Source organism: uncultured Pseudoflavonifractor sp. (assembly GCF_944387805.1).
Lineage (GTDB): Bacteria > Bacillota > Clostridia > Oscillospirales > Oscillospiraceae > Pseudoflavonifractor.
The window spans coordinates 18982-43704 of the sequence record NZ_CALXGI010000003.1; the positions used below are offsets into that span (position 1 = coordinate 18982).

The 24723-nt window shown below is 60.6% G+C and carries 28 protein-coding genes and 1 pseudogene; 27 read left to right on the forward strand and 2 right to left on the reverse strand.

Going from position 1 to position 24723, the window contains the following annotated elements; genetic code table 11:
* Positions 1-9 precede the first annotated feature (9 nt).
* Complete coding sequence (locus Q0K06_RS01435) at positions 10-1641, forward strand: bacterial Ig-like domain-containing protein (protein WP_294547572.1); 1632 nt, start codon at positions 10-12, stop codon at positions 1639-1641.
* 120 nt (positions 1642-1761) lie between these two features.
* On the opposite strand, the gene Q0K06_RS01440 is transcribed toward Q0K06_RS01435, so the two are convergent.
* Positions 1762-2421 (reverse strand): HAD family phosphatase, encoded by a 660-nt coding sequence (locus tag Q0K06_RS01440; RefSeq protein WP_294547574.1) that lies wholly within the window; start codon positions 2419-2421, stop codon positions 1762-1764.
* Positions 2422-2448: 27 nt separating this feature from the next.
* Positions 2449-2844, reverse strand: a complete 396-nt coding sequence (yajC, locus tag Q0K06_RS01445; protein ID WP_294547576.1) for a preprotein translocase subunit YajC — start codon at positions 2842-2844, stop codon at positions 2449-2451.
* A 221-nt stretch (positions 2845-3065) separates the two neighbouring features.
* Here yajC (Q0K06_RS01445) and Q0K06_RS01450 point away from each other — a divergent pair, with 221 nt between their 5' ends.
* The 26 genes and pseudogenes from Q0K06_RS01450 (at position 3066) to yajC (Q0K06_RS01575) (ending at position 24687) form a co-directional block, all read left to right on the forward strand.
* Positions 3066-3845, forward strand: coding sequence for a histidinol-phosphatase HisJ family protein (locus Q0K06_RS01450; protein WP_294547771.1), 780 nt, complete (start codon positions 3066-3068; stop codon positions 3843-3845).
* Between the two features lie 251 nt (positions 3846-4096).
* Positions 4097-5140, forward strand: coding sequence for a 2-hydroxyacid dehydrogenase (locus Q0K06_RS01455; RefSeq protein WP_294547578.1), 1044 nt, complete (start codon positions 4097-4099; stop codon positions 5138-5140).
* A 49-nt stretch (positions 5141-5189) separates the two neighbouring features.
* A complete protein-coding gene (gene deoC / locus Q0K06_RS01460) occupies positions 5190-5873 on the forward strand; it encodes a deoxyribose-phosphate aldolase (RefSeq protein ID WP_294547580.1) in 684 nt (227 codons plus the stop codon).
* A gap of 75 nt (positions 5874-5948) precedes the next feature.
* Complete coding sequence (locus Q0K06_RS01465) at positions 5949-6995, forward strand: alcohol dehydrogenase catalytic domain-containing protein (protein ID WP_294547583.1); 1047 nt, start codon at positions 5949-5951, stop codon at positions 6993-6995.
* A gap of 15 nt (positions 6996-7010) precedes the next feature.
* Positions 7011-8084, forward strand: coding sequence for a uroporphyrinogen decarboxylase family protein (locus tag Q0K06_RS01470; protein WP_294547585.1), 1074 nt, complete (start codon positions 7011-7013; stop codon positions 8082-8084).
* 16 nt (positions 8085-8100) lie between these two features.
* On the forward strand, positions 8101-8580 hold the full coding sequence (locus tag Q0K06_RS01475; protein ID WP_294547587.1) for a PTS sugar transporter subunit IIA: 480 nt from the start codon (positions 8101-8103) through the stop codon (positions 8578-8580).
* A 74-nt stretch (positions 8581-8654) separates the two neighbouring features.
* Entirely contained in the window at positions 8655-8954 is a 300-nt protein-coding gene (locus Q0K06_RS01480; RefSeq protein WP_294547590.1) for a PTS sorbitol IIB subunit, read from the forward strand.
* 72 nt (positions 8955-9026) lie between these two features.
* Positions 9027-10490 (forward strand): PTS transporter subunit IIC, encoded by a 1464-nt coding sequence (locus Q0K06_RS01485; protein WP_294547592.1) that lies wholly within the window; start codon positions 9027-9029, stop codon positions 10488-10490.
* A 253-nt stretch (positions 10491-10743) separates the two neighbouring features.
* Positions 10744-11436: a GntR family transcriptional regulator gene (locus Q0K06_RS01490; RefSeq protein ID WP_294547595.1), complete on the forward strand. Its 693-nt coding sequence runs from the start codon at positions 10744-10746 to the stop codon at positions 11434-11436.
* A gap of 167 nt (positions 11437-11603) precedes the next feature.
* On the forward strand, positions 11604-13319 hold the full coding sequence (gene ptsP / locus Q0K06_RS01495; RefSeq protein ID WP_294547598.1) for a phosphoenolpyruvate--protein phosphotransferase: 1716 nt from the start codon (positions 11604-11606) through the stop codon (positions 13317-13319).
* A 17-nt stretch (positions 13320-13336) separates the two neighbouring features.
* The gene (locus tag Q0K06_RS01500) at positions 13337-13603 is read left to right on the forward strand and encodes an HPr family phosphocarrier protein (protein WP_294547601.1); all 267 of its coding nucleotides are present in this window, start codon (positions 13337-13339) and stop codon (positions 13601-13603) included.
* Positions 13604-13728: 125 nt separating this feature from the next.
* Entirely contained in the window at positions 13729-14364 is a 636-nt protein-coding gene (locus Q0K06_RS01505) for a phosphate propanoyltransferase (protein ID WP_294547602.1), read from the forward strand.
* A gap of 32 nt (positions 14365-14396) precedes the next feature.
* Positions 14397-15080, forward strand: coding sequence for a hypothetical protein (locus Q0K06_RS01510; RefSeq protein ID WP_294547604.1), 684 nt, complete (start codon positions 14397-14399; stop codon positions 15078-15080).
* A gap of 17 nt (positions 15081-15097) precedes the next feature.
* Positions 15098-15394, forward strand: coding sequence for a EutN/CcmL family microcompartment protein (locus Q0K06_RS01515; protein ID WP_294547606.1), 297 nt, complete (start codon positions 15098-15100; stop codon positions 15392-15394).
* Between the two features lie 52 nt (positions 15395-15446).
* Positions 15447-16850 carry an aldehyde dehydrogenase family protein gene (locus Q0K06_RS01520; RefSeq protein WP_294547608.1) on the forward strand — a complete coding sequence of 468 codons (1404 nt, stop codon included), beginning with the start codon at positions 15447-15449 and terminating at the stop codon, positions 16848-16850.
* Positions 16851-16869: 19 nt separating this feature from the next.
* On the forward strand, positions 16870-18162 hold the full coding sequence (locus tag Q0K06_RS01525; RefSeq protein ID WP_294547611.1) for an SLBB domain-containing protein: 1293 nt from the start codon (positions 16870-16872) through the stop codon (positions 18160-18162).
* The gene (locus tag Q0K06_RS01530) at positions 18159-18707 is read left to right on the forward strand and encodes a BMC domain-containing protein (protein WP_294547614.1); all 549 of its coding nucleotides are present in this window, start codon (positions 18159-18161) and stop codon (positions 18705-18707) included. The genes Q0K06_RS01525 and Q0K06_RS01530 overlap by 4 nt, the downstream gene beginning before the upstream one ends.
* A gap of 48 nt (positions 18708-18755) precedes the next feature.
* Positions 18756-19067 (forward strand): BMC domain-containing protein, encoded by a 312-nt coding sequence (locus tag Q0K06_RS01535; RefSeq protein ID WP_294547617.1) that lies wholly within the window; start codon positions 18756-18758, stop codon positions 19065-19067.
* 5 nt (positions 19068-19072) lie between these two features.
* Positions 19073-19339 carry a EutN/CcmL family microcompartment protein gene (locus Q0K06_RS01540; RefSeq protein ID WP_294547619.1) on the forward strand — a complete coding sequence of 89 codons (267 nt, stop codon included), beginning with the start codon at positions 19073-19075 and terminating at the stop codon, positions 19337-19339.
* An 84-nt stretch (positions 19340-19423) separates the two neighbouring features.
* The gene (locus tag Q0K06_RS01545) at positions 19424-19699 is read left to right on the forward strand and encodes a BMC domain-containing protein (RefSeq protein WP_294547622.1); all 276 of its coding nucleotides are present in this window, start codon (positions 19424-19426) and stop codon (positions 19697-19699) included.
* Between the two features lie 116 nt (positions 19700-19815).
* On the forward strand, positions 19816-20130 hold the full coding sequence (locus tag Q0K06_RS01550) for a EutN/CcmL family microcompartment protein (RefSeq protein WP_294547624.1): 315 nt from the start codon (positions 19816-19818) through the stop codon (positions 20128-20130).
* A gap of 3 nt (positions 20131-20133) precedes the next feature.
* A complete protein-coding gene (gene deoC, locus Q0K06_RS01555) occupies positions 20134-20916 on the forward strand; it encodes a deoxyribose-phosphate aldolase (RefSeq protein ID WP_294547626.1) in 783 nt (260 codons plus the stop codon).
* A gap of 165 nt (positions 20917-21081) precedes the next feature.
* A pseudogene (gene deoC, locus Q0K06_RS01560) lies at positions 21082-21729 on the forward strand (deoxyribose-phosphate aldolase); the annotation flags it as partial.
* Between the two features lie 201 nt (positions 21730-21930).
* Positions 21931-23139 carry a helix-turn-helix domain-containing protein gene (locus Q0K06_RS01565; RefSeq protein WP_294547627.1) on the forward strand — a complete coding sequence of 403 codons (1209 nt, stop codon included), beginning with the start codon at positions 21931-21933 and terminating at the stop codon, positions 23137-23139.
* Between the two features lie 14 nt (positions 23140-23153).
* Entirely contained in the window at positions 23154-24338 is a 1185-nt protein-coding gene (locus Q0K06_RS01570) for a sn-glycerol-1-phosphate dehydrogenase (protein ID WP_294547629.1), read from the forward strand.
* Between the two features lie 22 nt (positions 24339-24360).
* Positions 24361-24687 carry a preprotein translocase subunit YajC gene (gene yajC / locus Q0K06_RS01575; protein WP_294547631.1) on the forward strand — a complete coding sequence of 109 codons (327 nt, stop codon included), beginning with the start codon at positions 24361-24363 and terminating at the stop codon, positions 24685-24687.
* Positions 24688-24723 lie beyond the last annotated feature (36 nt).

The following is a 24723-nucleotide window of genomic DNA, read 5'->3' on the forward strand; positions in this document are numbered from 1 at the left end:
TGGAAACTGATGCTGAAAATGGGCATAAAGAACAAGGCGGCCGGCAGCTATCTCTCTCTGGCCGCGGCTGTGGTGGCGCTGGTCACGGCAATCGTGTTTCTGGCGACCCAGGCGACAGCAGCCCCTCTGGGGCATGACGGAAACGCACCCGGCGTGGTGCTCCTGGCGGGCGTGGCCGCCGCGATAGTACTCTTCATTTTCCCTGTCCGCTTCGGGGCGCTGATTCAGGCCATTATCTACAATATTGCGCTCTATCTGGTGGTCGTTCAGCTGTACTTTGTGTTTGCCGACGTAATCAATCACGTGACCTTCGCCGGCGGCAACGCGGGCCTGTGCGTGCTCTATATGGCGGGCACTCTGGTCAGCTGCCTGCTGAGCGTGGCGGCCTGCTTCTTCCGGCAGACCCGGGACGAGGCCGTGGAGGCGCCTGAAGAGGTCCGCAAGACCAGCCCTGTGGGCGCTGTGGCGCCCGCCGTGCTGCTGTGCGTTATCGCCGTGTGCACGGGTGTGTACCTCAATATGGACGGCGTCACCGCCTCCCCTGCGCCGGGCAGTGACGGCGGCGCTACCGCAGAGGGAACCGGGCTCGTCAACATGAACTATAACGACAACACATTTAAAGATATGACCATTGAGGAGCTGGGCGCCATCCCCCGGGAGACCTGGCTGGCCAAGGAGGCCGACGGTCAGGTGGCCTACTTCTTCGAGGGACAGTACACCGAGGGCTTTGGTACCATCGTAGACCCCGGCTGCCTGGATATGTACCTGTGCACCGACGGCTCCATGTACGGCACCTTCAGCGGCCCCGCCACTTCGGTGGCCGGCGGCACAGTGTCCTATGTGTACGGCTACTGGTACAATTATGATGAGAACGGCGAGTACAACTTTGTCATCCATATCACCGGAAACCAGAATCTGGACGGCTCCACCGTGGCCACCAACGTGGAGGGCGGCGCCGACGCGGACGTGTACATCTTCGACACCGACCACGGCGCTTACAGCTGGGAAGCCAGCCTGAGCTACGGCCTGTACGGCGGCATGATGACCCGCAACATCAATATCTACGGCCAGGAGTACGCCAAGGCCCAGAGCCTGACCATCGACGCGTCCAGCCTGCCTGTGTTCTACACCGGCGACAGCTTTGACTCCACCGCTCTGGCGGCCACTGCGGTCCGGGCCAACGGCTCCGAGGAGTCCATCTGGAACGGCCGCATCAACTACACCGGCTTTGACTCCTCCACGCCCGGCACCAAGACCGTGACGGCCAGCTTCCTGGGCGCTACCGCCACTTTTGACGTGACGGTGGAGGAGCTGGTGGCTGAGACCTATACCGGCAGCTATGAGCTGGTGGCCGACGGCACGCCCACCGCCACTGAGGCCCAGCTGGTGGTGGACTACTCCCACAAGACCTGCAAGGTGACCAGCATGGACGGGACCCTCTCTATCAGCGGCACGCTGGTGGAGTCCGGGGACGGAAGCGTGACCATCACGCTCAACGGCAGCGAGCCCCTGACCGCCGTCATCACCGAGGGCGGCGCCGGCACGCAGATCACCATCCCCGCCCACCAGGAGGTGGTGGCCGGCTGGGGCACCAGCGACACCTACGAGATCGGGGAGAGCACCATGACCCTGGCCTCCTGAGCAGGAAAACGGATATAAGCAAATAAACCGATCGGCAAAGCCGGACGGTGACGCTGAAAAAAACGGGGCGCGCGGCCTGGACCGCGCGCCCCGTTTTTTCAGCTGGACAAGCCGGACAAATTAGGTCAGCAGCTCTCCAAGAGAGCGGACATACCGTCCGGACACGGACGCCATCTCCTGGGCAACGTCATCCCACATGCTGTCATACACGCCCACGGTAAAGATGCCGCACTGGTTGGCGCTTCTGACGCCGTGAATTCCGTCCTCAAACATAACGGCATCCTCCGGCCGGGCGTTGAGCTGCTTGAGTACATACTGGAAGGGGACGGGAGAGGATTTGGGACCGCCCGCCTCCCGGCAGGAGCATGTGAGATCAAAATATTTGAAAAAGTCCAGCCGGCGGAGTACCAGGTCGATGAGAGGCCGTTCGGTGCCGGTGAGCAGCGCCACTGTCATTCCCTGAGCGCGGTAGGCTTCCAGCAGCTCCCGGGCAAAGGGCTTGGGGGAGATGGAATTGGCATAATAGGAGACAATCCCCTGGTTGATGGCCTGGAATACCTCTTCCGTGGTGCCCTTGACGTGGTAGTGTTCCACCATATGCTGGGCCACCTCAGGGGAGATAAGCAGCTTGTACAGGTCATAAAAATCCGGCGGCAGCTCCACGCCGAAGCGGAGAGCAACCTGATACAGATTGTCTTTCCAGGCAGGCATGGAATCCAGCAGCGTGCCGTCCATATCAAAGATCATAACTGTGCGGCCAAAGGTTTCCGCATGCGGCATAGTAAATTTCCTCCCAGATTGCGTTGCTTACAGGTGGGGGCCCTTGGGCGTGCGCAGGCCATAGGGATCGGGGCGCTGCTCCGTACCGGAGGACTGGTCCTTCTGCCGCTGGAACCGCGCCTTCCTCAGGTCCTTCTGGCGCTTGCGCTCACTGCGGACATCAAAACCATCCAGGCCTTCCAGCGCCTGAATATCGAATTCCAGCTTGGTTTTTCCGGGGGCAGAGGAGAGCAGGAAGCTGTCCTTGTGGACTTCCAGCACTGTGCCGTAAATACCGCCGCCTGCATAGGCCTTGCATCCGGGCTTGAGGGCGGCTACCATCAGGGCGTAGCGATCCTCCCGCTTCCGCTGGGGACGGGCCAGGGCAAAATAGATAATCAGAGCCAGAACCAGCATGGAAATCAAGGGAATAAAAAACTCCATCAGTACCACTCCTGTTCCGTTTGACGTGGAAGAAAGAAATCGTTATACTGCTGTTATCGGCAGTGAAACGTCTGTTGTAATTTATTATAGCGGAAGCCAAAAAGGAAAGCAATCCGAATTGGAAAGAGGAGAGGGAAGAGAAAAATAATATTCCAAAAAATATACATTTCTTATAAAAAGAGAGGAGCGCGGGAGAGATGTTCCGTCCTTATGACATGCATATGCACACAGATTTTTCCACTGATTCAGAGACGCCTATGGAAGACATGGCGGAGGCGGCAGTCCGCAAGGGGCTGCGGGGCATCGCCATTACAGACCACTACCATCCGGACTATCCCAACCCGGTCCACCGCACCGGCCAGCCTACTCCGGCCTACCACAGAGCCATGGAACGCCTGGCAGAGGCCTATGAGGGGCGGCTGGAGGTGTTTAAGGGCATCGAGATGGGTGTCCTCCCCGGAGAGACAATGGCCCGGTGCGAGGCGGCTGCCAGGGATTATCACTACGATTTTATTCTGGCTTCCTTCCACTCCACCCGGGAGCGGACCTTTGACGATCTGGCCCGGGACAAGCGGGTGACCACTGAGCAGGCCTTCCGGATGTACTACGAGCACGTACTGATGTGTATCACGCTGTTCAAGGACTATGACGTGCTGGCCCACCTGAACCTGCTGGACCGCTATGCACCCTATGTGCCTGCGGACAGTCTGTATACCGACGTGGTGGACGAGATCCTGAAAACTGCCGTGGCCGACGGGAAGGGACTGGAGCTCAACACCTCCAGCTGGCGGTACGGAATGGGGGATCGGACCACGCCCACGGCCGCCATTCTGCGCCGCTATCGGGAACTGGGGGGAGAATTTGTCACCGTAGGTTCGGACGCCCACAGCGCCAAATGGGTGGGCGATCACCTGAATGAGGGATACCAGTTTCTGAGGGAGCAGGGGTGGGACTATTGTGTGGTCTACCGCCAGAGGAAGCCCTGTTTTGTAAAATTGTAAGGTGAGAATACACAAACACAAAAGAGGCCTCCGCCGGATGCCGGCGGAGGCCTTTATCCATTGATATACAAGGAAAAATCAAAACGCACAAAAGAAAAAGACGCTGCGCAAAAATATTTATTCAGTTTGACAACTGATGATAAAAATTCTAAAAACCACATGATTTTTCTATAATACGGAGGGGTGAAACCGTAGAATTTTTTGTAGAGAATGACAAGCTCCACGAGAGCGGAATTAAGGAGTGGTACGTGATGAAAGTTCTGCTGTTAGGCGACCGGTTTATTACCAACGAGATTTGGAAAGAGGCGTTTGAAAAGCGCTTCGCGGACAGCGGCATGACCTTCGAATACGCCGCCCATCAGCTGCAGTGGCCCGTAGTTCCCATGGAGTCTAACGACGAGGTCGCTGAGTACTCAGGCACCGACGACGAGCTGCTGGACCTGGTGAAGGACGCCGAGATCATCCTGACCCACACCGGCTGCATCACCAAGAAGGTGATTGACAACGCACCCAACCTGAAGGTCATCGCCCTGGGGCGCGGCGGTCCGGTGAACGTGAACACCGCCGCCTGCACCGAGCGGAAAATCCCCGTCATCTACGCTCCTGGCCGCAACTCCGGCGCCGTGGCTGAGTTTGCCGTGGGACTCATCATGTCGGTCAGCCGCAACATCGCATACAGCCACTACTGCCTGCGCTATCAGAACCAGTGGCGGGGCGATTTGTACGCCAACGAGCACGTAGGCAGCGAGTGCTCTTACAGCACGCTGGGCCTGGTGGGCTTCGGCGCCATCGGCAGCAAGGTGGCCAAGATTATGCACAACGGCTTTGGCAGCAAGGTGCTTATCTACGACCCCTATATCCCCGAGACGGTCCGGGCCCAGTATCCCGACTACGTATTCACCGATCTGGACACCGTTCTCTCCCAGAGCGACTATGTCTCCCTCCACACCAAGGTCACCAAGGAGACCACCGGCATGATCAGCGCCGAGAAGATCGCCCTGATGAAGCCCGGCGCCATCCTCATCAATACCGCCCGTCCCCAGCTGGTGGACTATGACGCCCTGTATGCCGCGCTGAAGGAAGGCCGTCTGGGCGGCGCCGGCCTGGATGTGTTCGAAGATGAGCCTCCCAAGGCCACCTCCAAGCTCTACGAGCTGGAAAACGTCACTGCTACGCCGCACCTGGGCGGCGCCTCCAAGCAGGCCGCTATCATCGGCGCCACCATCGCCTGCGATGAGGTGTACGGCTATATCAAGGAAGGCCGGATGCCCAAGTTCTGGTTCAACAAGTTCTGAATCGCTCAGGAAGTATCAGTACCGGACATATGTAAGGAGGAACTATATCATGAGTCAGCTTACCGCCGCCCAGATCGCCGGGATGATGGACATCTCGCTGCTCCAGCCTCAGTTTACCCGGGACGATATTGACAAACTCATTGACCAGGCCATCAAGTACAAGATGGCGTCCGTCTGTGCCAAGGGCTACGACGTGGCCTACTGCGCCAAGCGCCTCCAGGGCACCGGCGTGAAGGTGGGCGGTTCCGCCGCATTCCCCCACGGCAACAGCACCACCAAGATGAAGGTGGCCGAGGCCCTGGCCAACATCGACGACGGCGCAGAAGAGCTGGATACCGTGCTCCCCATCGGCCTGGTCCGCTCGGGCATGTATGACTACGCCAAGGCTGAGCTGGACGCCATTGTGGAGGCCTGCCATAAGCGCAACGTCATCGTGAAGGTCATCTTTGAGAACTATTACCTGACTCCGGAAGAGATCATCAAGTGCTGCGAGATCTCCAACGCCGCCGGCGTGGACTTTGTCAAGACCTCCACCGGCTACGCGCCCAGCGGCGCCAAGCTGGAGGACGTGAAGCTGATGCGGGCCCACACCGACCCCAAGATCCAGGTCAAGGCTGCCGGCGGCATCCGCACCCTGGAGGACTTCATGGCCTACTATGAGGCCGGCGTCACCCGTCAGGGCACCCGCGCCGCCGCCGAGATTGTGGACGAGGCGGTCCGCCGGGGCTGGTAATCCGCCGGATGCCGGGCAGAAAAAACTGGATTTGATTCTGGATTAAAAATTTTACATAATAGGAGGAATACCACTATGAAGGCTCTTTATCTCACTGGCAAGGCTCAGGTGGAGATGCGCGATATCCCGGTGCCCGAGTGCCCGGACGACGGTCTGCTCATCAAGATCGACTCTGTCGGCCTGTGCGGATCTGACGTGCGCACCTATTCTGTCGGTTCGGCCAAGATCAACTACCCTGTTATCCTGGGCCATGAGAACGCCGGCTATGTGGAGAAGGTGGGCAAGAATGTCACCGGCTGGAAGGTGGGCGACAAGGTGGTTGCCAACCCCGCCATCCCCTGCGGCAAGTGCTACTACTGCGTCAACAAGATGCCCGGCCTGTGCGACAACATCCAGGTGGCCGGCACCAGCTTCCCCGGCGGATTTGCCCAGTACATGGTGTTCCCCGGCGATATGCTCTCCCGCGGCCAGATCATCAAGGTGCCTGACGATGCCGACCTGGAGCCCATGATTCTGGCCGAACTGCTGGCCTCCGTGGTAAAAGCCCAGGACGACCTGAAGGTGGGCATGGGTGAGACCGTGGTCATCGTGGGCTCCGGCCCCATCGGCTGCCTCCACGCTCAGATTGCCAGGCTCCACGGCGCCACCAAGATCATCATGGCCGAGCTGAACAAGGAGCGCCTGGACAAGTGCCATGAGTTCGGCGGCACCCACTTTATCGTCTCCTCCCAGGAGGATCTGGTACAGCGGGTCATGGAGATCACCGACGGCCGCGGCGCCGACGTGTGCATCGTCGCCTGCCCCTCCGCCAAGCCCCACCAGCAGGGCGTGGAGCTGCTGCGCAAGGAAGGCCGTCTGTGCCTGTTCGGCGGCCTGCCCAAGGATAACCCCTGGACCACTATGGACGGCAACCTCATCCACTATAAGCGCCTGCGCATCTTCGGCGCTTACTCCTACTCCGCCGCTGACTTTGCCAAGGGCTATGAGCTGCTGGCTGCCGGCCGTATCGATACCCGTATCATCACACACACGCTGCCTCTGGAGAAGATGCCCGAGGGCGTGCGCATGATCCAGCAGGGCGAAGCCATCAAGGTGGTTTTGAAGCCCTGGATGGAAGAATAAAGGAGGGACATCAGCGTGAGAAAGCCTGAAATGACCGGCCATGAGCGTATTGAGGCACTTTACAACAAGCAGCCTCAGGATCGCGTCCCCGTTGTACATAAGGGCTATGCCTTCTGCGCCAAGCATGTGGGCATCCCCGTGGCCTCGGTCTACCGCGACCCCAAAGCCAGCTTTGAGTGCCAGAAAAAGACCTATGAGGACTTCGGCTTTGACGGCGGTCCCTTCTACACCTTCGTGGCCTACGGCGCCGGGGAGTTCGGCGGCAAAATCGAGTATAAGAAGGATGAGAACGCCTTTGGCCCCGAAGTCTCTGAGCGGCCCATCAAGGACTGGGAGGACTTTGATATCGACTCCCTCCAGCTGCCCGACGTAAAGACCGCCGGCTGCATTCCCCACGAGATGGAGTTCGCCAAGATGCAGGAGGCGGAGGGCAGCGAGATCGCCTTCATCTGCGGCACGCCCTTCACCCATGCCGCCAACCTGTTCGGCGTGCCCAGCTTCCTGGAGTGCGTGCTCATCGACCCCGACATGGCCCATGCCGCCCTGCGGAAGATGACCGACCACATTCTGCAGGTGGCCGAGTACTTCATCGGCACCTTCGGCCCCGGCCGGGTGCTGGCCCGCGCCGTGTCTCCCACTGAGTCCAACGCCCTCATCTCTCCCAAGATTCTGGAGGAGTTCTCCATGCCCTATGTAAAGGAGCTCAACTCCAAGGTGCTGGCGATGGGTGCCAAGGCTGTGTATATGCACATGTGCGGCGACCACAACCTGAACCTGCCCTACTGGGCTGAGGTTCCCTTCCATCAGCCCGGCAAGCGGGGCATGATCTCCATCGGTAAGGAGACCTCCCTGGAGGACGCGGCCAAGTACTTCCCCGAGTGTGCCATCTGCGGCAACCTGGACCCCGCCATCATCATGAACGGCACCCCCGAAGAGGTCTACAAGACCAGCTGCGAGATTATCGAAAAGGGCAAGGCCCTGATGCCCGGCCGCTTCGAGTTCATGGCCGGCTGCGAGGTGGGTCCCGGCTCCCCGGAGGAGAACGTGGCCATGATGGTCAAAGCGGTCAACGACGTGGGCTGGTATTAAGCGAAGGAGTGGCATCATGAGCGAGCTGAAAATGAGAACCAATGAGGACCTGATCCTCCTGCACCAGACCTTTGAAGATTCTGCTCAGGCTATCGATGCCCTGGCCAACCTGGCCAAGGCCCAGGGGCTGGTCACCGACCTCTACATCGAGAAGATTCAGGAACGGGAGAAGGAGTTCCCCACCGGCCTGGAGATGCCCATTCCTCTAGCTATCCCTCATATTGCCGACGGCTGCAACGAGCCCTTTGTCTCCATTGCCACCATGGAGAAGCCTGTGATCTTCAAATCCATGGATCGCTCCGGAGATGACGTTTCGGTGCAGATCGTATTCCTCTTCGGCATCATTGACCCCAAGAGCCAGTTGGCAGTGCTGCGGAAGTTCGCCGCGGCGTTCTCTGACAAGGCTGCTGTCGAGAGCCTGCTGAAGGCAGAATCCAAGGCGGACCTGCTCAAAAAGCTGGACGGCATTCTGGAAGGCCTGCTGAACATTGGCTGACAGACGGGACTTCCGTTTCACAGCGCAAGAAAAAACAAAACTGATCCCAATATGAAAAAAGGAGCGTGTATGGTATGGCACGGACAGTTACAATCTGCGTTTGCTGCGGCGGCGGCATCTTCACCACTTCGGTGGTAACGGAGGAGATCGAGAAACTGCTCAAGTCCAAGAAGATCTCCTACAAAATCGAGCCCCACAAGATCACAGAGATCCCCAACCTGGAGACCGACATCATCGTCGCCACCGGCAAGACGCAGGCGACCAACAAGAGCGGAGCTCCGGTCCTGATCGGCCTGCCCATGTTCACCGGCGTAGGCAAGGAGGAGTTCTCTCAGCTGCTGCTCAAGACCATTGCCGAGGTAGTGGGAGAGTAGCCTGGAAGGTGCGCCCGCCGGAGGGGAGAGAGCGTTCCGGCGGGCGCCATTAAACCAAAAGGGAGGCAAAATATGGAATTCTTAGCGGTAATCGGACAAGCGGTAAAAAGCTTTATCGACATCTTCGGCGTTACCATCCTGGTCCCTATTGTAATCTTCATCCTTAGCCTTGCCCTGCGCGTGCCGGTGAAGAAAGCGTTTCGCGCCGCTATCTTCATGGCCATCGGCCTGACGGCCTTCAACCTGATTCTGAACACCCTCTGGGGACAGATGAATACCGTGATGGTGCTCATCTCCAACAACGTGGGCCGGACCTTCGACGTGGTGGATATCGGCTGGCCTGCCGCCGCTGCCATCGTGTACAGCAATGACCTGGGCATTTCCTACTTCATTGTGGGCCTGGTGTGGAACCTGATTCTGTTCTTCACCAAGGTCACGGATACCTTCCAGCCCACCGATATCTGGAACTACTACTACTTCGTCGTTTGGGGCATCATGGTCCAGTTCGTCACCGGCAGCTTCGTCATCGGTCTGCTGGCCTGCATGTTCATGAACCTGATTGTGCTCTTTATCGCCGACTTCCTGGCCCCCGCTCTCCAGGAGTACTACGGCTATGAGGGCCTGACCTGCACCTGCGTATGCGTTACCAACATTGCAATCCTGGCCGGTCTGATCCGCTGGCTCATCAATAAGCTGCACATTAAGGAAGTGCAGCTCAATCCTGAGAAGATTCAGGAGAAGCTGGGCTTCCTGGGCGAGCCCGCCATGATCGGCATCATCATGGGCCTGATTATGGGCGTTGTAGCCTACTTCCCCGACCTGACCAACCCCTCCCTCATCGCCGAAACGCTGGGCCTGAAGATCTTCCCCTTCGCCCTGATGCTGGCCGCCATGCTGGTTATCTACCCCACCGTCTCCGGCATGTTCGTTAAGGGACTTATCCCTGTCAGCCAGAGCCTGAACGCCCGGGTGCGCAGCGGCAAGATTAACCGGAAGGCCTTCAACATCGGCATCGACCCCGCCGTCTACTTCGGCGAGACCGCTACCCTGACCACCGGCCTGCTGCTTATCCCCATTCTGATCATCACCGCCATTATCCTTCCCGGCAACCGTATCATCCCTGTGGCTGATATCCCTGCCATGCCCTTTATGGCCATCGGCGCCATCGCCGTGTTTAAGGGCAACATTCTCAACGCCACCATCACCGGCACCATCTGGTACTCCATTGTCCACTACATCGCCACGGATACGGCTGCCCTCTTCACCCAGATGGCAGAGAACGCCGGTCAGGCATTGCCCGAGGGTGCAACCTACATCACCTCCTGGTGTGTGTCCGCCATTCCTCCCTGCTATGTGGTCATGAAGGCCTTCTCTGCCCCCGGGGCCCTGAAGTTCATCCTGATGGCTGTCTGCGTGGTAGTTTACGTGCTGGCCCTGTGGCACTTCAAGACCCACCGCAAGGGCTGGTTCATGTTCTTCGGCGCCTCCGAGGAGTACACCGATCAGTACATGAACGTGGCGGCCCAGAACGCCTGAGGCCGGCGCCTCATTATGTGTGAGCCATGCTCCAGAACCGGCGAAGCAGCCTGAACCCGGATGCTGGAGTTGGCAATGTGCCATTCATACACACCTCTGACCGGACCGGAGTTTAGGCTCCGGAAGGGCAACCTTCAGGGGACGAGGTCTCGGCCCCGTCCCCTGAAGGTTGTTTCAGGGGGGAATTAAGGCTGAACGTCGGTAGAGGATACCGGGCAATATACATTATCAAATAGTAAAGGGGAACTGTCATATGAACGCACTTGCTGTTAAGATGTACGACGCCATCCGCAAGGGGGAGTATAAGGAGAACGAGGTTATGCCCGACGTGGCCGCTCTGGTGGCGAAGTTCGGCGGCGACGAAAAGACTGTCCGGGAAGGCATTGGCGACCTGGTCTATGAGGGCGCCCTGGAGCGGGTCCCCGGCCACGGCGACCAGGTCCGGGTCCGCAAGCCCTATCTGTGGGGGCTGGTGACCGGCAACCACAGCTTTACCGGCGAGGCCAAGAAGCGGGGCCAGAAGCCCGGCAACCGCATCCTCACCTTTGAGAAGCGTCCCGCATGGCCCCAGGTGGCCAAGCGCCTCCAGCTGGAGGAGGGGGAAGAGGTCAACGTGATGGAGCGTCTCCTCTTCGCTGATGACAAGGTGGTGGGCCTGGAGTTCTCCTACATGCCCTCCAAGTTCTATCCCGGCGTGGAGCGTGAGATGTTCGAGGGCGGCAAGTCCACCTTCGCCGTCATGGAGAAGTTCGGCCACATCTCCGCCAAGGGCGTGGACGAGCTGGCCGTGGCCACCCTGGAGCCCCGTGAGGCCGAGCTGTTCGGCATGGATCCCGGTGTTCCCGTGCTCATCCGCTTCCGCGTCACCCTGAATCCCGAGGGCGTGCCCATCAAGGGCTCCCGCGCCATCTATCTCTTCAATCCCGGCTACACGCTGGACATCTGAGCAGCAATAGGGTAGTATATACAACGGCTCTTCGTAACGGTACGGAGTAATTTGTAACCCGCTGCTTCTGAAGGGCATCTGGTAAGTCCGCGCACAACCGGCTTGCCAGATGTCCCTTTCATAGAACCAGAGATCGGACAGTTGGCTGCGGCCCGGAGGTATTTAACATGAGACTGGTAGGGAAACCCGTATCCAAAGGTGTTGTGATCGGAGAGGTCCTGCTCTATGAGCCCTTCAAAGCCACTCCGGTTGTGACTTACATCGAGAAAAGCAATGTGGAACAGGCGGTCCGGGCCTATGAGGAGACCCGGGCGCGGGCCAAGGCCGAGCTGGATGAGCTGGAAGCCCGCATGCTGGAGCGAGATCCGGACAAGGCGGCAATCATCTATGCCCACCGGGAGATCCTGCTGGATCCGGCCATGGATGAGGAGATCCGCAACCTGATCCAGAATGACCTGATGAGCCCTGATGCGGCCATCGACCAGACATACAGCACCTACATTATGGTGCTGGGCAAGAGCAAGAACGAGATGATGCGTGAGCGGGCCTCCGACCTGCGGGACGTGAAGACCCGTCTGCTGCGCTGCTGGGCGGGGGAGAAGGAGCAGAACCTCTCCTCCCTGGAGAAGCCGGTCATCGTGGTGGCCGACGACCTCTATCCCTCGGACACCGTGTCCCTGGACCGGGAGAACGTGCTGGGTATCGTCACCCAGGTGGGCGGCGCTACCTCCCACACCGCCATCATCGCCCGCAGCTATGAGATCCCCGCCGTGCTGGGCATCCCCAACGCCATGACCAAGCTGACCGCCGGTGAGCAGGTGGTGCTGGACGCGGTGACGGGCGAGGTGATCACCGGCTCCGGCGAAGAGGAGCTGGCGGCCTACCGGGCCAAGGCGGAGAAGGTAAAAGCCGAACTGCTGGAGACCAAGACCTATTTGGCCACCGAGCCGGTCACCACCGACGGCCGCCACATCAGCGTCCGTCTGAACGTGGCTGCCGCCAATGACCATGAGCTCTCCGGCGCCGAGTACGCCGACGGCTGCGGCCTGTTCCGCACCGAGTTCCTCTATCTCAACGGCGACCATCTTCCCACTGAGGATGAGCAGTACGAGACCTATAAGAAGGTGCTGGAGGCCTTCGGCGACAAGCCGGTGATTCTCCGCACCATGGATATCGGCGGCGACAAGCAGCTGGACCGTCTGGAGCTGCCCAAGGAGGACAATCCCTTCCTGGGCATCCGCGGCCTGCGGCTGTCCCTGGTCCGGCCGGAGCTCTTCCGGGCCCAGATCCGGGCGGCTCTGCGCGCCTCCGTCCACGGCAACCTGCGCATCATGATGCCCATGGTGGGCGCCCTGGATGAAATCCGCAAGGCCAAGGCCTTCATCGCCGAGCAGGGCGCCGCCCTGGACGCCGAGGGTATCCCCTGGAACCACGAGGTGCCGGTAGGCATTATGATTGAGGTGCCCTCCGTGGCCCTCATCGCCGACCTGGTGGCCGATGAGGTGGACTTTGTCAGCGTGGGCACCAACGACCTGACCCAGTACCTCTGCGCTGCCGACCGGATGAACCCGGCGGTAAAGCCCTACTATCAGGACTACCATCCCGGCGTGTTCCGCATGCTGGGCCACATCGCCAAGACCTTCGGCGCGGCCGGCAAGCCGGTGAGCGTCTGCGGCGAGCTGGGCGGCGATACGCTGGCCATCCCCGTACTGGTGGGTCTGGGCATTGACAAGCTCTCCATGGGTCTTGCCTCCATGGCGGCGGCCAAGCGGGTCATCCGCGGGCTGAACATGGATGAGGCCAGAGCCCTGGCGGAAGAGGTCAAGAACATGAAGACGGAGACGGAGATCCGCGCCCGTCTGGAGGCCTTCGCGGCCCGATAAGAAAGGGGACAGTTGCTATGTATTCCAAGCAGATTAAGATCCAGAACAAGACCGGTCTTCACGCCCGCCCTGCCTCCGAGTTTGTCAGCCAGGCGGGTAAGTTCAAGTCCAAGATCGAGCTCCAGCGCGTAGGCGAGGAGGACAAGTACAACGCCAAGTCCATCATCATGCTGCTCTCTCTGGGCCTGGCCCAGGGCGAAGAGGCCGTGCTCTACGCCGACGGCGAGGATGAGAAGGAGGCCGTCGAGACTCTGGCCGATCTCATCGCCAGCTTCAAGGAGTAATTTGTATCAATTGGACTGCTGGTCTTGCAACAGCGGTGGGCTGTATGGTATCTTTATATAAAAGAGCGGTACGGCTGCGCTGGTCCTGACCAGCAGTCCAGCTGCTGAGAAAGCGAGGGTTGCCTATGACCCGGGAAGAGATTAAGCGGCAGGTCACCAAGGACACCCTGCTCTCCGCCCGGAAGAACACGGGCCGGGGATTTGTCCCCGTGGGGATCTCCAACCGGCATGTCCACCTGACCCAGGCGGCAGTGGAGGCCCTCTTTGGTCCCGGCCACCAGCTCACCCCCATGAAGGCCCTGTCCCAGCCGGGACAGTTCGCCTGCGAGGAGAAGGTGATGGTGGAGGGCCCCAAGGGAAAGCTGAGCGGTCTCCGGGTCCTGGGCCCTGTCCGGAAGGACACCCAGGTGGAGCTGTCGGTGACCGACGCCTTCGCGGCGGGCATCAAGCCGGTGGTGCGCATGTCAGGAGACATCGCGGGCACACCGGGCTGCCGCCTGACGGGCCCCTGCGGGAGCCTGGAGCTGAAGGAGGGCGTCATCGTGGCCGCAAGGCACCTCCACATCTCCCCCGAACAGGCCGCGGTCTACGGCCTCAAGAGCGGCGACCAGGTCCGGCTGAGAAGCGAGGGACCCAGGGCCGTGGTGTTTGAGCATGTGGCGGTCCGGTCCGGGACAGGACACGACCTGGAGGTCCACATCGATTTTGACGAGGCCAACTGCGCCCAGATGAGAAACGGCGATCTGCTGGAGATCATCTGAGCGAGGCGGCTGTGCCGAAAGGGGGCGATGGATTGGACAGTCTGGAACGGCAGGCACTGATTGCGCGGATTACGGCGGAGGTGTGCAGAGCGGTGGACGCCGCTCAGGCGGCGAAGCCCGAGGCGCCGGACACACTGGCCATCATATCCGCGCCGCTGGCCCTGCCGGACAGAATTTTCAAGCAGGTGCGGGAGACCTTCGGCGGCAATGTACGCTATCTCCTCTTTGGAGACCATCTCCACTACGAGCAGGTCCCTGCGGTGCAGGGGACGCCCGAGGGAGAGCAGGACTACATTGAGGAGGCCGCCGGTGTGGAGACCGTGCTGCTCCTCTCGCCCCGCACCTCCACCCTCAGCCGTCTGGCAAAAGGGGAGGATGAGGGGCTGCTGGAGGACCTGGTGCTCCGCACCCTCCTGTGGGGGAAGGACGTACACATCTGGCTGGATTTCCAGCCTATGCGGTTCAAACGAAACACATTTTTCGAAAAGGTGCTGGACGCCATCGAGGCGCTGGAGGATATGGGCGTCACCGTCACAGCCTTTGACTGGACGGCGGAGCTGGGAAGCAAACCCCTCCTGACGCTGGTCACCGAGCGGGACATGATGGACGCCGGACAGGCGGGCGCGCAGGAGCTGCGCTGTGCCTCCAACGCCATTATCACCCCCTCGGCCCTGGACAAGGCCGCGGAGCTGAATATCCGAATCGTCCGTGTTTAGCAGATGGGAGGATTGACATGCAGATCGCGAGAGTCAAGGGAACAGTGGTCAGCACCAACAAAGCGGAAAAGCTGATGGGACTGAAGCTCCTGGTGGTCAAGCCCATTGACCTGGAGACCATGGAGGAGAAGGGAAGCCCCATCGTGGTGGTGGACGCAGTGGGCGCCGGTGAAGGCGAAGTGGTCATGCTGGTGGGAGGCAGCTCCTCCCGTCAGACCGCAGCCACGGAGAACAAGCCGGTGGATCAGTCCATTGTGGCCATCATCGACCACATCGATATCGACAACAAGCGGGTATTCCAGAAGTTTCAGTAAGCAGCAGTTCAGTCCCAACTAAAACTGCCGACAGCAGAGAGGTAGTGAGAACGTGCTCAACAGAAGCGAGATCGAGCGAATTGCCCGGGAGACTGCGGCGGAGCTGGCAGGGGGCGGCGGATGTACGCCTGCTTCCGGCTGCTGGATGTGCGATACTGCCGAGGAGGCCATCGCCAACGCGAAAGCGTCCCAGCAGAGGCTCCATGCCATGGGTCTGGAAGAGCGGGGACGGTTTATCGCCGCCATGCGCGCCGCGGCCCTGAAAAACGCTGAGTACCTGGCTGAGCTGGCCCACAGCGAGACCAAGTACGGCAGCGTGGCCCACAAGATCCTGAAAAACCAGCTGGCCGCCAACAAGACCCCCGGCATTGAGGACCTGGTGACCCAGGCCTTCAGCGGGGACGACGGCCTGACCATCGTGGAGGGCGCCCCCTGGGGGGTCATCGGCTCCATCACCCCCTCCACCAACCCCACGGCGACCATCATCAACAACTCCATCAGCATGATCGCCGCCGGCAATGCCGTGGTGTTCAACCCCCACCCGGCAGCCAAGCACGCCTCCCAGGAGGCTATGCGTATCCTCAATGAGGCCATTGTGGAGGCAGGCGGCCCGCCCGCCCTCATCGCTACCGTGAAGGTGCCCACCCTGCAGACCGGCGAGGCCATCATGGCCTCCAAGGACATCCGGCTGCTCTCCATCACCGGCGGCGAGGCGGTTGTGGCCGCGGCCATGAAGTACCCCAAGCGGGTGGTGGCCGCCGGACCTGGCAACCCGCCCGTCATTGTGGATGACACCGTGGACATCCCCTATGCGGCCAAGACCATTGTGGACGGCGCCAGCTTTGACAACAACGTCCTCTGCGTGGCGGAAAAAGAGGTGTTCGCCTTTGAGAACATCGCCGACGCGCTGATGAACGAGATGGTCCAGCGCTGCGGCGCCTGGCGGATCTCCGGCGCCGACATCGACAAGGTGGTGCGCACCGTGCTGCTGGAGAAGGACGGCAAGCACGTCATCAACCGGAAGTTCGTGGGCCGGGACGCCACCTACATCCTTCAGGAGAGCGGCGTGTCCTACCAGGGCAATCCCCGGCTGGTCATCGCCGAGGTGGACAAGTACCATCCCTTTGTCATGGTGGAGATGCTGATGCCCGTCCTGGGCATTGTCCGGGTGAAGGACATCGACGAGGCTGTGGCCGAGGCGGTGCGGGCTGAGCGGGGCTGCCACCATTCCGCCATGATTCACTCCACCAACATCAAGCACATGACCCAGGCGGCAGCCGCCCTGGACACCACTATTTTCGTCAAGAACGCCCCGTCCTACTCCGGCCTGGGCTTCGGCGGCCAGGGCTTCGCCACCCTGACCATCGCTACCCCCACCGGTGAAGGACTCACCAGCGCCCGCACCTTTACCCGTGCCCGCCGCTGCGTGCTCAAGGGCGATCTCCGGATTATCTGAGCCTATGGATAAGTTAGCAATGATTAGAGACGCAGGCGTGGTAGGCGCCGGCGGCGCCGGATTTCCCACCCATGTGAAGCTGGACTGCCAGGCGGAGTTCGTCATCGCCAACGGCGCGGAGTGCGAGCCGCTGCTGCGGGTGGACCAGCAGGTCATGGAGTTTGAAGCCCGGGATGTGGTAGAGGGACTGCGGATTGAGATGGAGCTGGTGGGCGCCAAGGAGGGGATTATCTTCCTCAAGGAGCACTATACCGGCGCCATCCGGGCCCTGCGGGACGTGCTCAGGCACGAGAAGAAGATCCGGCTCCACATTGTGGACAGCTTCTATCCCGCCGGCGACGAGCAGCAGATCATCTATGAGGTCACCCACCGGGTGGTTCCGCCGGGCGGACTGCCCAAGGACGTGGGCTGTGTGGTCAACAATGTGAGCACCCTGGTCAACGTGGCCAAGGCGGTCCGGGGTGAGCCGGTGACCGACAAGTACGTCACCGTGGGCGGGGCGGTCAAGGCCCCCTGCACCATCCGGGTGCCCATCGGCACCCCCCTCTCTGCGCTGGTGGAGTACGCCGGCGGCCCTCTGGAGGAGGACAGCGTGCTCATCGTGGGCGGACCCTGCATGGGCGCCGTAACAGAGAACTGGGAGCAGAGCGTTACCAAGACCACCGGCGGCGTACTGGTGATTCCCCGCAATCATCCTCTTCTGGAGCGGAAAAACCCGGAAATCAATCTGAAGGTGATGCAGTCGGTGTGCTGCCAGTGCACCATGTGCACCCAGATGTGCCCCCGGCACGCCCTGGGGCTGGGGACCAGTCCCCACAAGGCCATGCGGGCGGTGGCCTGCGGCGCCGATCTGGTGGGCGACGTGGCCGGCATCCTCTCCTGCTGCGACTGCGGACTTTGTACTTACTACGCCTGCAACTTCGGCCTGAAGCCCTCTCACATCATGAAGATGCTCAAGGGTAGCCTGATGCAGAAGGGCCTGCGGGCCAACCGGGACCGGATGGGCGAGCCGGACCGGTATATTGCAGATAAACGCCTTCCCACCGGGCGGCTTATTGCCCGGCTGGGCATCGAGGAATACGATGTGCCCGCCCCCATGGAGACAGGGCTGCTGCCCTGTTCTCTGGTGCGGATTCCTACTAAGATGCATACAGGAGCTCCGGGGCGGCCGGTGGTCAAGCCGGGCGATCGGGTCATCCGGGGCCAGCTGATTCTGGATCTGCCGGAAAAGGGCTTGGGCGCAAAAATCCACGCCAGTATTGACGGTACCGTGACCGAGGTCACTCAGGCCTATGTGGAGGTGAGAGCATGAGGACAGCGTTAGGAGCCATTGAAGTACAGAGCATCCCCAAGGGCATTGAGGCGGGGGACGCCATGCTCAAGGCGGCCCATGTGGAGCTCATCTCCGCCGGTACGGTCTGCGCCGGAAAGTACGTGGTGGTGGTGGCCGGCGAGGTGGACGCAGTCAACGCCAGCGTTCAGGCCGGAACCGCCACGGCGGGCGGCAAGCTCATCGACAGCCTGCTCATCCCCCGCATCCATCCCCAGGTTCCCAAGGCCATCAACGCCTGCACCGATGTGGGCAGCGTCCAGGCCGTGGGTACCATGGAGCTCTTCTCTGTCTGCGCTGCCATCCAGGCGGCCGACACAGCTGTCAAGGCGGCCACCGTGGACCTGATTGAGGTCCGGCTGGGCCGGGGCCTGGGCGGAAAATCCTTTGTGGTACTCACCGGCGACGTGGCTTCGGTCCGCTCTGCCGTGGAGGCCGGGCGTACTGCCGCCCGGGAGAAGGGCCTGGTGTCCGACTGCACCGTGGTTCCCTCTCCCCACCCCGATCTGGTCAAAGCGCTGCTGTAATACGGATTGCCCATAAAAACCAAGGACACTGACAGGAGGCACATAATTATGAAGCTTGCGTTAGGTATGGTAGAGACCCGGGGCCTGGTTGGCTCCATCGAGGCGGCCGACGCCATGGTGAAGGCTGCCGACGTGCATCTCATTGGCAAGGAGCGCATCGGGTCCGGCCTGGTGACCGTCATGGTCCGCGGCGATGTGGGCGCGGTGAAGGCCGCCGTCGAGGCGGGCGCTGCCGCTGCCAAGCGGGTGGGCGACCTGTACGGCACCCATGTCATTCCCAGCCCTCACGACGATGTGGAGACGATTCTTCCCGGCTATGAGAAGCCCGCCGCCAAGAAGGCCCCCGCGGCCAAGGCGTAAGACCGATGTATACCGGCGAGGTGATCGGCTCGGTGGTGGCCACTGTGAAGGAGGAGCACCTGGAGGGAATTCCCCTGCTGGTGGTTCAGGTCATCGAGAACGGAAAGCGAACCAAAAAGGTGATCGCGGCGGACGCCACCCGCCAGGCGGGCCACGGGGACTTTGTCTACCTCATCGGCTCCAAGGAGGCCGCCCGGATGTTCCGCAAAAAGCTCACCCCGGCGGACGCGGCCATTGTGGGCTTTATTGACTCCTATCGGGAAGAGCTGTAGCACAATTCCATTCCCCGGCGGCAGGGCCGCCGGCACAAAAAGACTACCATCGAAAAATTAATGATAAAATGGAGGAATTAAGTTATGGAGAGACAGGCTTTGGGTATGGTTGAGACCAGAGGTTTGATCGGCGCGATTGAGGCTGCGGATTCCATGGTGAAGGCCGCCAACGTCCACCTGGTGGGCAAGGAGCAGATTGGGTCCGGCTTGGTGACCGTTATGGTCCGCGGCGACGTGGGCGCCGTGAAGGCCGCCGTCGAGGCCGGCGCCGCCGCTGCCAAGCGGGTGGGCGACCTGTACGGCGTGCATGTCATCCCCTCTCCCCACGGCGATGTGGAGGCCATTCTGCCCCAGGCGTAACCAATCTGCGGGTCGTCTCCCTGCGTGCCGTCCGGACGCGCGGGGAGACGCCTGCCCTGTTGGGGCGGCATTCCGTCCCTGTGCCGTGAATACTCCAGGAAAGGGAGGTGCCTGCCATGAGATTGGCGCGGGTCGTGGGGAATGTGGTCTCCACCATCAAGGACGAGGGCTATAAGGGCCAGAAGCTGATGATTGTGGAGTATCTCAACGAGCATGGCCAGCCTGAGGGCGCGCGGCAGATTGCCTTTGACTGCGCCGACGCCGGTGTGGGTGACATTGTCATTGTGAATACCGACGGCGGTGCGGCGAACATGTTCCTTGGCAAGCAGTGCATCGCCGACATTACCATCTGCGGCGTGGTGGACTACTGCACTTTCAATGGGGAGAATATCATGGGACACACAGTGCCGGCCCCTTCAAGAAAGGACTAAGCCATGGTTGACATCAAGAAAATTTCGGAAGAGGTCCTGCGGGAGCTGGAGGCCCAGGAAAAGGGAGCCGCCCGCCCCTGCCCCATCCAGGGCCAGGGCGCCCGCATGCGGGATGTGACCTGTGCCGATGTGCCCCGCAGACTGGAGCACTCCCTTCTTGTGGCGGACATGACCCGGGAAAAGCTGCTGGCCGAATGCCAGGTGGCCAAGCAGTGGGGAGTGGGCGCGGTGTGCGTGGCTCCTTACTATGTGGAAGAGGCGGCCCAGGCCCTTGCGGGAACCAACGTGGCGGTGTGTGCCGCCATCGGCTTTCCCAGCGCATTTATGAGCACCGAGGCCAAGGTGGCAGACGTGCGGGCCTGCACCAATGCCGGCGCGTCTGAGCTGGATATTGCCGTAGACATTGCGGCGGTAAAGTCCGGGAACTGGAACAAGGTGACCCGGGACTTTGGCGCAGCAGTGGACGCAGCCCGTGGCAGAGCGCTGGTAAAGGCTGTTTTTGAGCACGGCTCTTACAATGAATCTGAGAAAGAACAGGTCCTTCTTCTGGCCAAGCGCTGCGGCGTGGATTTTGTGAAAATCCAGAATATGACCAGCGGTGTGGGCGCCCGTGTGGAAGAGATCTTTCTGGTGCGGCAGATCCTGGGCCGCAATGTAAAGATTAAGATCGACGGCGGCGTCAAGACGCTGGACAAGGCGCTGGAGCTCTTTACCGCCGGCGCTGACCGGATTGGCCTCACTGCCACTGCAAAAGTGGCCGCTGAGGCGCTGGAGCGGGCCCGGTGAAGCACTTGACGCTCACCGCGGCGGAGGCCCCGCCGCACCAGGAAAGGAATGAATATGGCATTGGAAATGAATGAACTCAACGAGATTATCCGAAAAGTGACAGAAGAGGTGTGCAGCCGGTACGGCGTCTGCGATACGCCCGCCGCCTCTGCGGCCGGCGGCTCCATGGACCCCGCCTCTCTGGCAAAGTATATTGACCACACCCTGCTCAAGCCCGAGGCCTCTGTGGAGGATATCAAGAAGGTCTGTGACGAGGCCAAGAAGTATCACTTCGCCAGCGTCTGTGTCAACCCCTCCTATATCCGCTATGTGGCCGAGCAGCTCTCCGGCAGCGATGTGACCCCCTGCTGTGTCATCGGCTTCCCCTTCGGCACCCAGACACCCGAGGCCAAGCGCTTTGAGGCGCAGGACGCCGTGACCAACGGCGCCCGCGAGGTAGATATGGTGATCAACGTGGGCGCCATCAAGTCCAGAGATTGGCATCTGGTCAAGCGGGACATCGAGGGCGTGGTGGAGGCCACCCGCGGCCGGGCTGCGGTGAAGGTTATCCTGGAGACCTGCCTGCTCACCGACGAGGAGAAGGTCAAGGCCTGCACCGTCAGCAAGCTGGCCGGCGCAGCCTTTGTCAAGACCTCCACCGGCTACTCCAAGGGCGGCGCCACCGTGGAGGACGTGCAGCTCATGCGGGCCACCGTTGGCCCTGAGATGGGCGTGAAGGCCTCCGGCGGCATCCGTACCTATGAGGACGCTGTGGCTATGATCAAGGCTGGCGCCAATCGCCTGGGCGCCAGCGCCGGCATTAAGATTATTGCCGGCCCCTCCGGCTCCTCCGGCGACCACCAGTGTATCAACTGCGGCACCTGCAAGACACAGTGTCCCACCGGCGCCTGCACGATTGTCAAAAACAGCTACTAATCCTTATCGAGCTGGAACATTCGATTCTATATCGAGCAGGAGATCTGCGCCCTGCGCAGATCTCCTGCTTGTGACTTTATCGGAAAGGAGAAGGTCTGGGTGGACGAGAGCCTGCTTAAGCGCGTAAAAAAATACGCCAACCATTTTGAAGAAATCAGCGGTGTGGATACCTGTGTGCTCAATCTCCGGGAGCGGAAATTTTACGAGGACCCACCCTCCTTCTGCCAGGACAGCTGTCCCTGCCGGGGCGGTGACTGCGACTGCCTTCAGGTTCATCTGCGCAACTGTCTGGAGGCGGAACGCTGGGATGGGCGGTATACCTACTACTGCCCCCTCAATCTAATCTTTGTCGCCGCATATTGTACCACCCGTATGGGGATCCCCACCGGCGTGGTAGCCGGGCCTTTCCTGCTGGATGAATTTGACCGGGATTCCTTCCCGGGCCTGGATGAAAAGGCACTCTCCGCCCTGGTTTGTATTCCGGTGATGAGCACCAGCAAGGGGTATCACTTCGGCGAGACACTGGGCGCGCTGCTCACCTGCTGCGGCACCAGAGACAGGGGTTTTTCACCAACGGAAAACCGCTGGGAGCTTATCAACAAGATGTTCAAGTTCGCCACCAACGGGGCGGACGGCACCACGACGGGGTACTCCATTGAGATGGAGCGCCGTCTGGTCCATCTAATCTCAGACGGCGATAACGAGGGAGCGCGCCAGCAGATCAACCAGGTTCTCAGCTATATCTCCTTCTCAGCAAACGGAAATTTGGACGCGGCAAGGGCCAGGTGCATGGAGCTGCTGGTGGTGATGAGCCGGGCCGCCATCGACGCGGGCGCGGAGGTGGATACCATCTTTTTGCTCAACGAGACCTATTTCCATGAGCTGGCTGCCTGCTCCGCGGTGGCGGATATGGGCGTCTGGCTGTCCACAGCGGCCAGCGGCTACGCATCCTACGTACAGGATGCCGCCGCCACAAAGCACTCCTATGCCGTGTCCAAGGCCATTAACTATATCCGGCAGAACTATGCCTCCAAAATTACCCTGGAAGGCACCGCCAAGATGGTGTATCTGAGCCGTTCCTACTTCTCTAAGCTCTTTGCCGAGGAGACGGGCACCACCTTCTCCAACTATGTCATCCAGGTGCGGATTGAGAAGAGCAAGCAGCTTCTGTTGGACAGCAGCGTGAAACTGGCTGATGTGGCCTATCTGGTGGGCTTTGTGGATCAGAGCTACTTTACCAAGTGCTTTCGGAAAATTGTAGGGATATCACCCGGAAAATATCGAAACTGTCAGGGAAAATTGGAGTAATAGGGGGATAAAATATGGAATTGCTGGAACAGTACCTGAACCGCCCCTTTGAATGCAGCTGCGGGCGCACGCATTTTGTACCCATGCGCAGAATTTGTACCGATATGTGGAGCACCAACCTGTCCGCTGAGTTTGAGACCCTGCTGGGTGGAAAGCGGGCCGTTATGCTCTGTGATATCCACACCAAAGAGGCCATCAACGACCGCCTGGCCGCCTATCTGAAGGAGCAGGGCTGGGAACTGACCATCCGGGAATACAGCAGCGAGGGCCCGCTCTTCAACGACGAGACAGTGGTGGGCACTGCGGTCTTTGCGGTGACGCCCAAGACCGACGGCATCATCGCCGTGGGCGGCGGTACCATCACGGATCTGGGGCGATTTGTGGGCAGCCGGCTGGGCAAACCCTTTGTGCTGGTGATGACCTGCCCCTCCATGGACGGCTACGGATCTGATGTGGCCGGCATGCTTATCGGCGGAAAGAAGAAGGTGCTCAAGGACTGCACCTTCCCCCAGGGCCTCTTTGCAGACCTGGAGGTGCTGCGTACCGCTCCATGGGACCTGATCAAGTCCGGATTCGGCGATATGCTGGGCAAGCGCACAGCCCTGCCCGACTGGATTCTGGCCCGGCATGTGGACGGCGCTTACTACTGCCCGCTGATTGCTGACATTGTGGACAAGACCTCCCGGGCCTGCCTGGACTGCCTGGACGGCATTGTGGCCCGGGATCAGGAGGCTATCCGCACCCTGATTGACGCCCTGTGCCTCACCGGCGTGAACATGGCCCTGTGCTCGGATACCCGCCCTGCCTCGGGCAGTGAGCACATCTTCTCTCACTACCTGGTGGAGTCGGCCATCGACCAGGGCCGCCCCGCTCCCTCCCACGGCACCACCGTGGCCTTCGGCACGCTGGTCTCCGCCCTGTTGTACGAGTATCTGCTGGGCCCGGCCATGCCCGAGGAGCTCGCTCCCATTCGGGAGGAGCTAAAGCAGTATCTGCCCGCGTCTGACGACGTGCGGAAGATGCTGGAGAAAACCGGAATCGGCGCTGCCGTCACGGATCACCTGCCGGATAAAGAGGCGCTGGCCCACATGATTCGGGTTTCCTGCGCGCCGGAAAAGCGGTATACCATCTTGCGTTATCTGTCCGATTGTGGTATGCTGGAACAAAGCATTCAGTACGTCCTGGAGCACATGGACTGACCAGAGAAAGGCGGGGGAGCAAATGCCTGAACAGAGCCAGACAACAATTATGTACGCCATTCTCCTGGTTGTGCTTGTGGCAGTCTTGATTATTTTCTTCATTCTCCCGGACCGTAAGGCGAGAAAGGAGAAGGAGCGCGTTCAGCGCGGGCTGAAAGTGGGCGACAAGGTGTACACCAAAGCCGGAATCCACGGCACCGTGACAGCGGTGGACGGAGATCACGTCTTGCTTGAGGTGGGGAAGAACCGTACCCAGCTGGAGGTAGCCCGGTGGGCTATTCTGAGCGAGGAGGACGGAAAGGCCAAGAGCCGGCGTATCCGTACTATTCCCCTGGAGCACGACGACTAAAACATGCTGGAGAGTGGGGGACCCGCAGACAGCGGG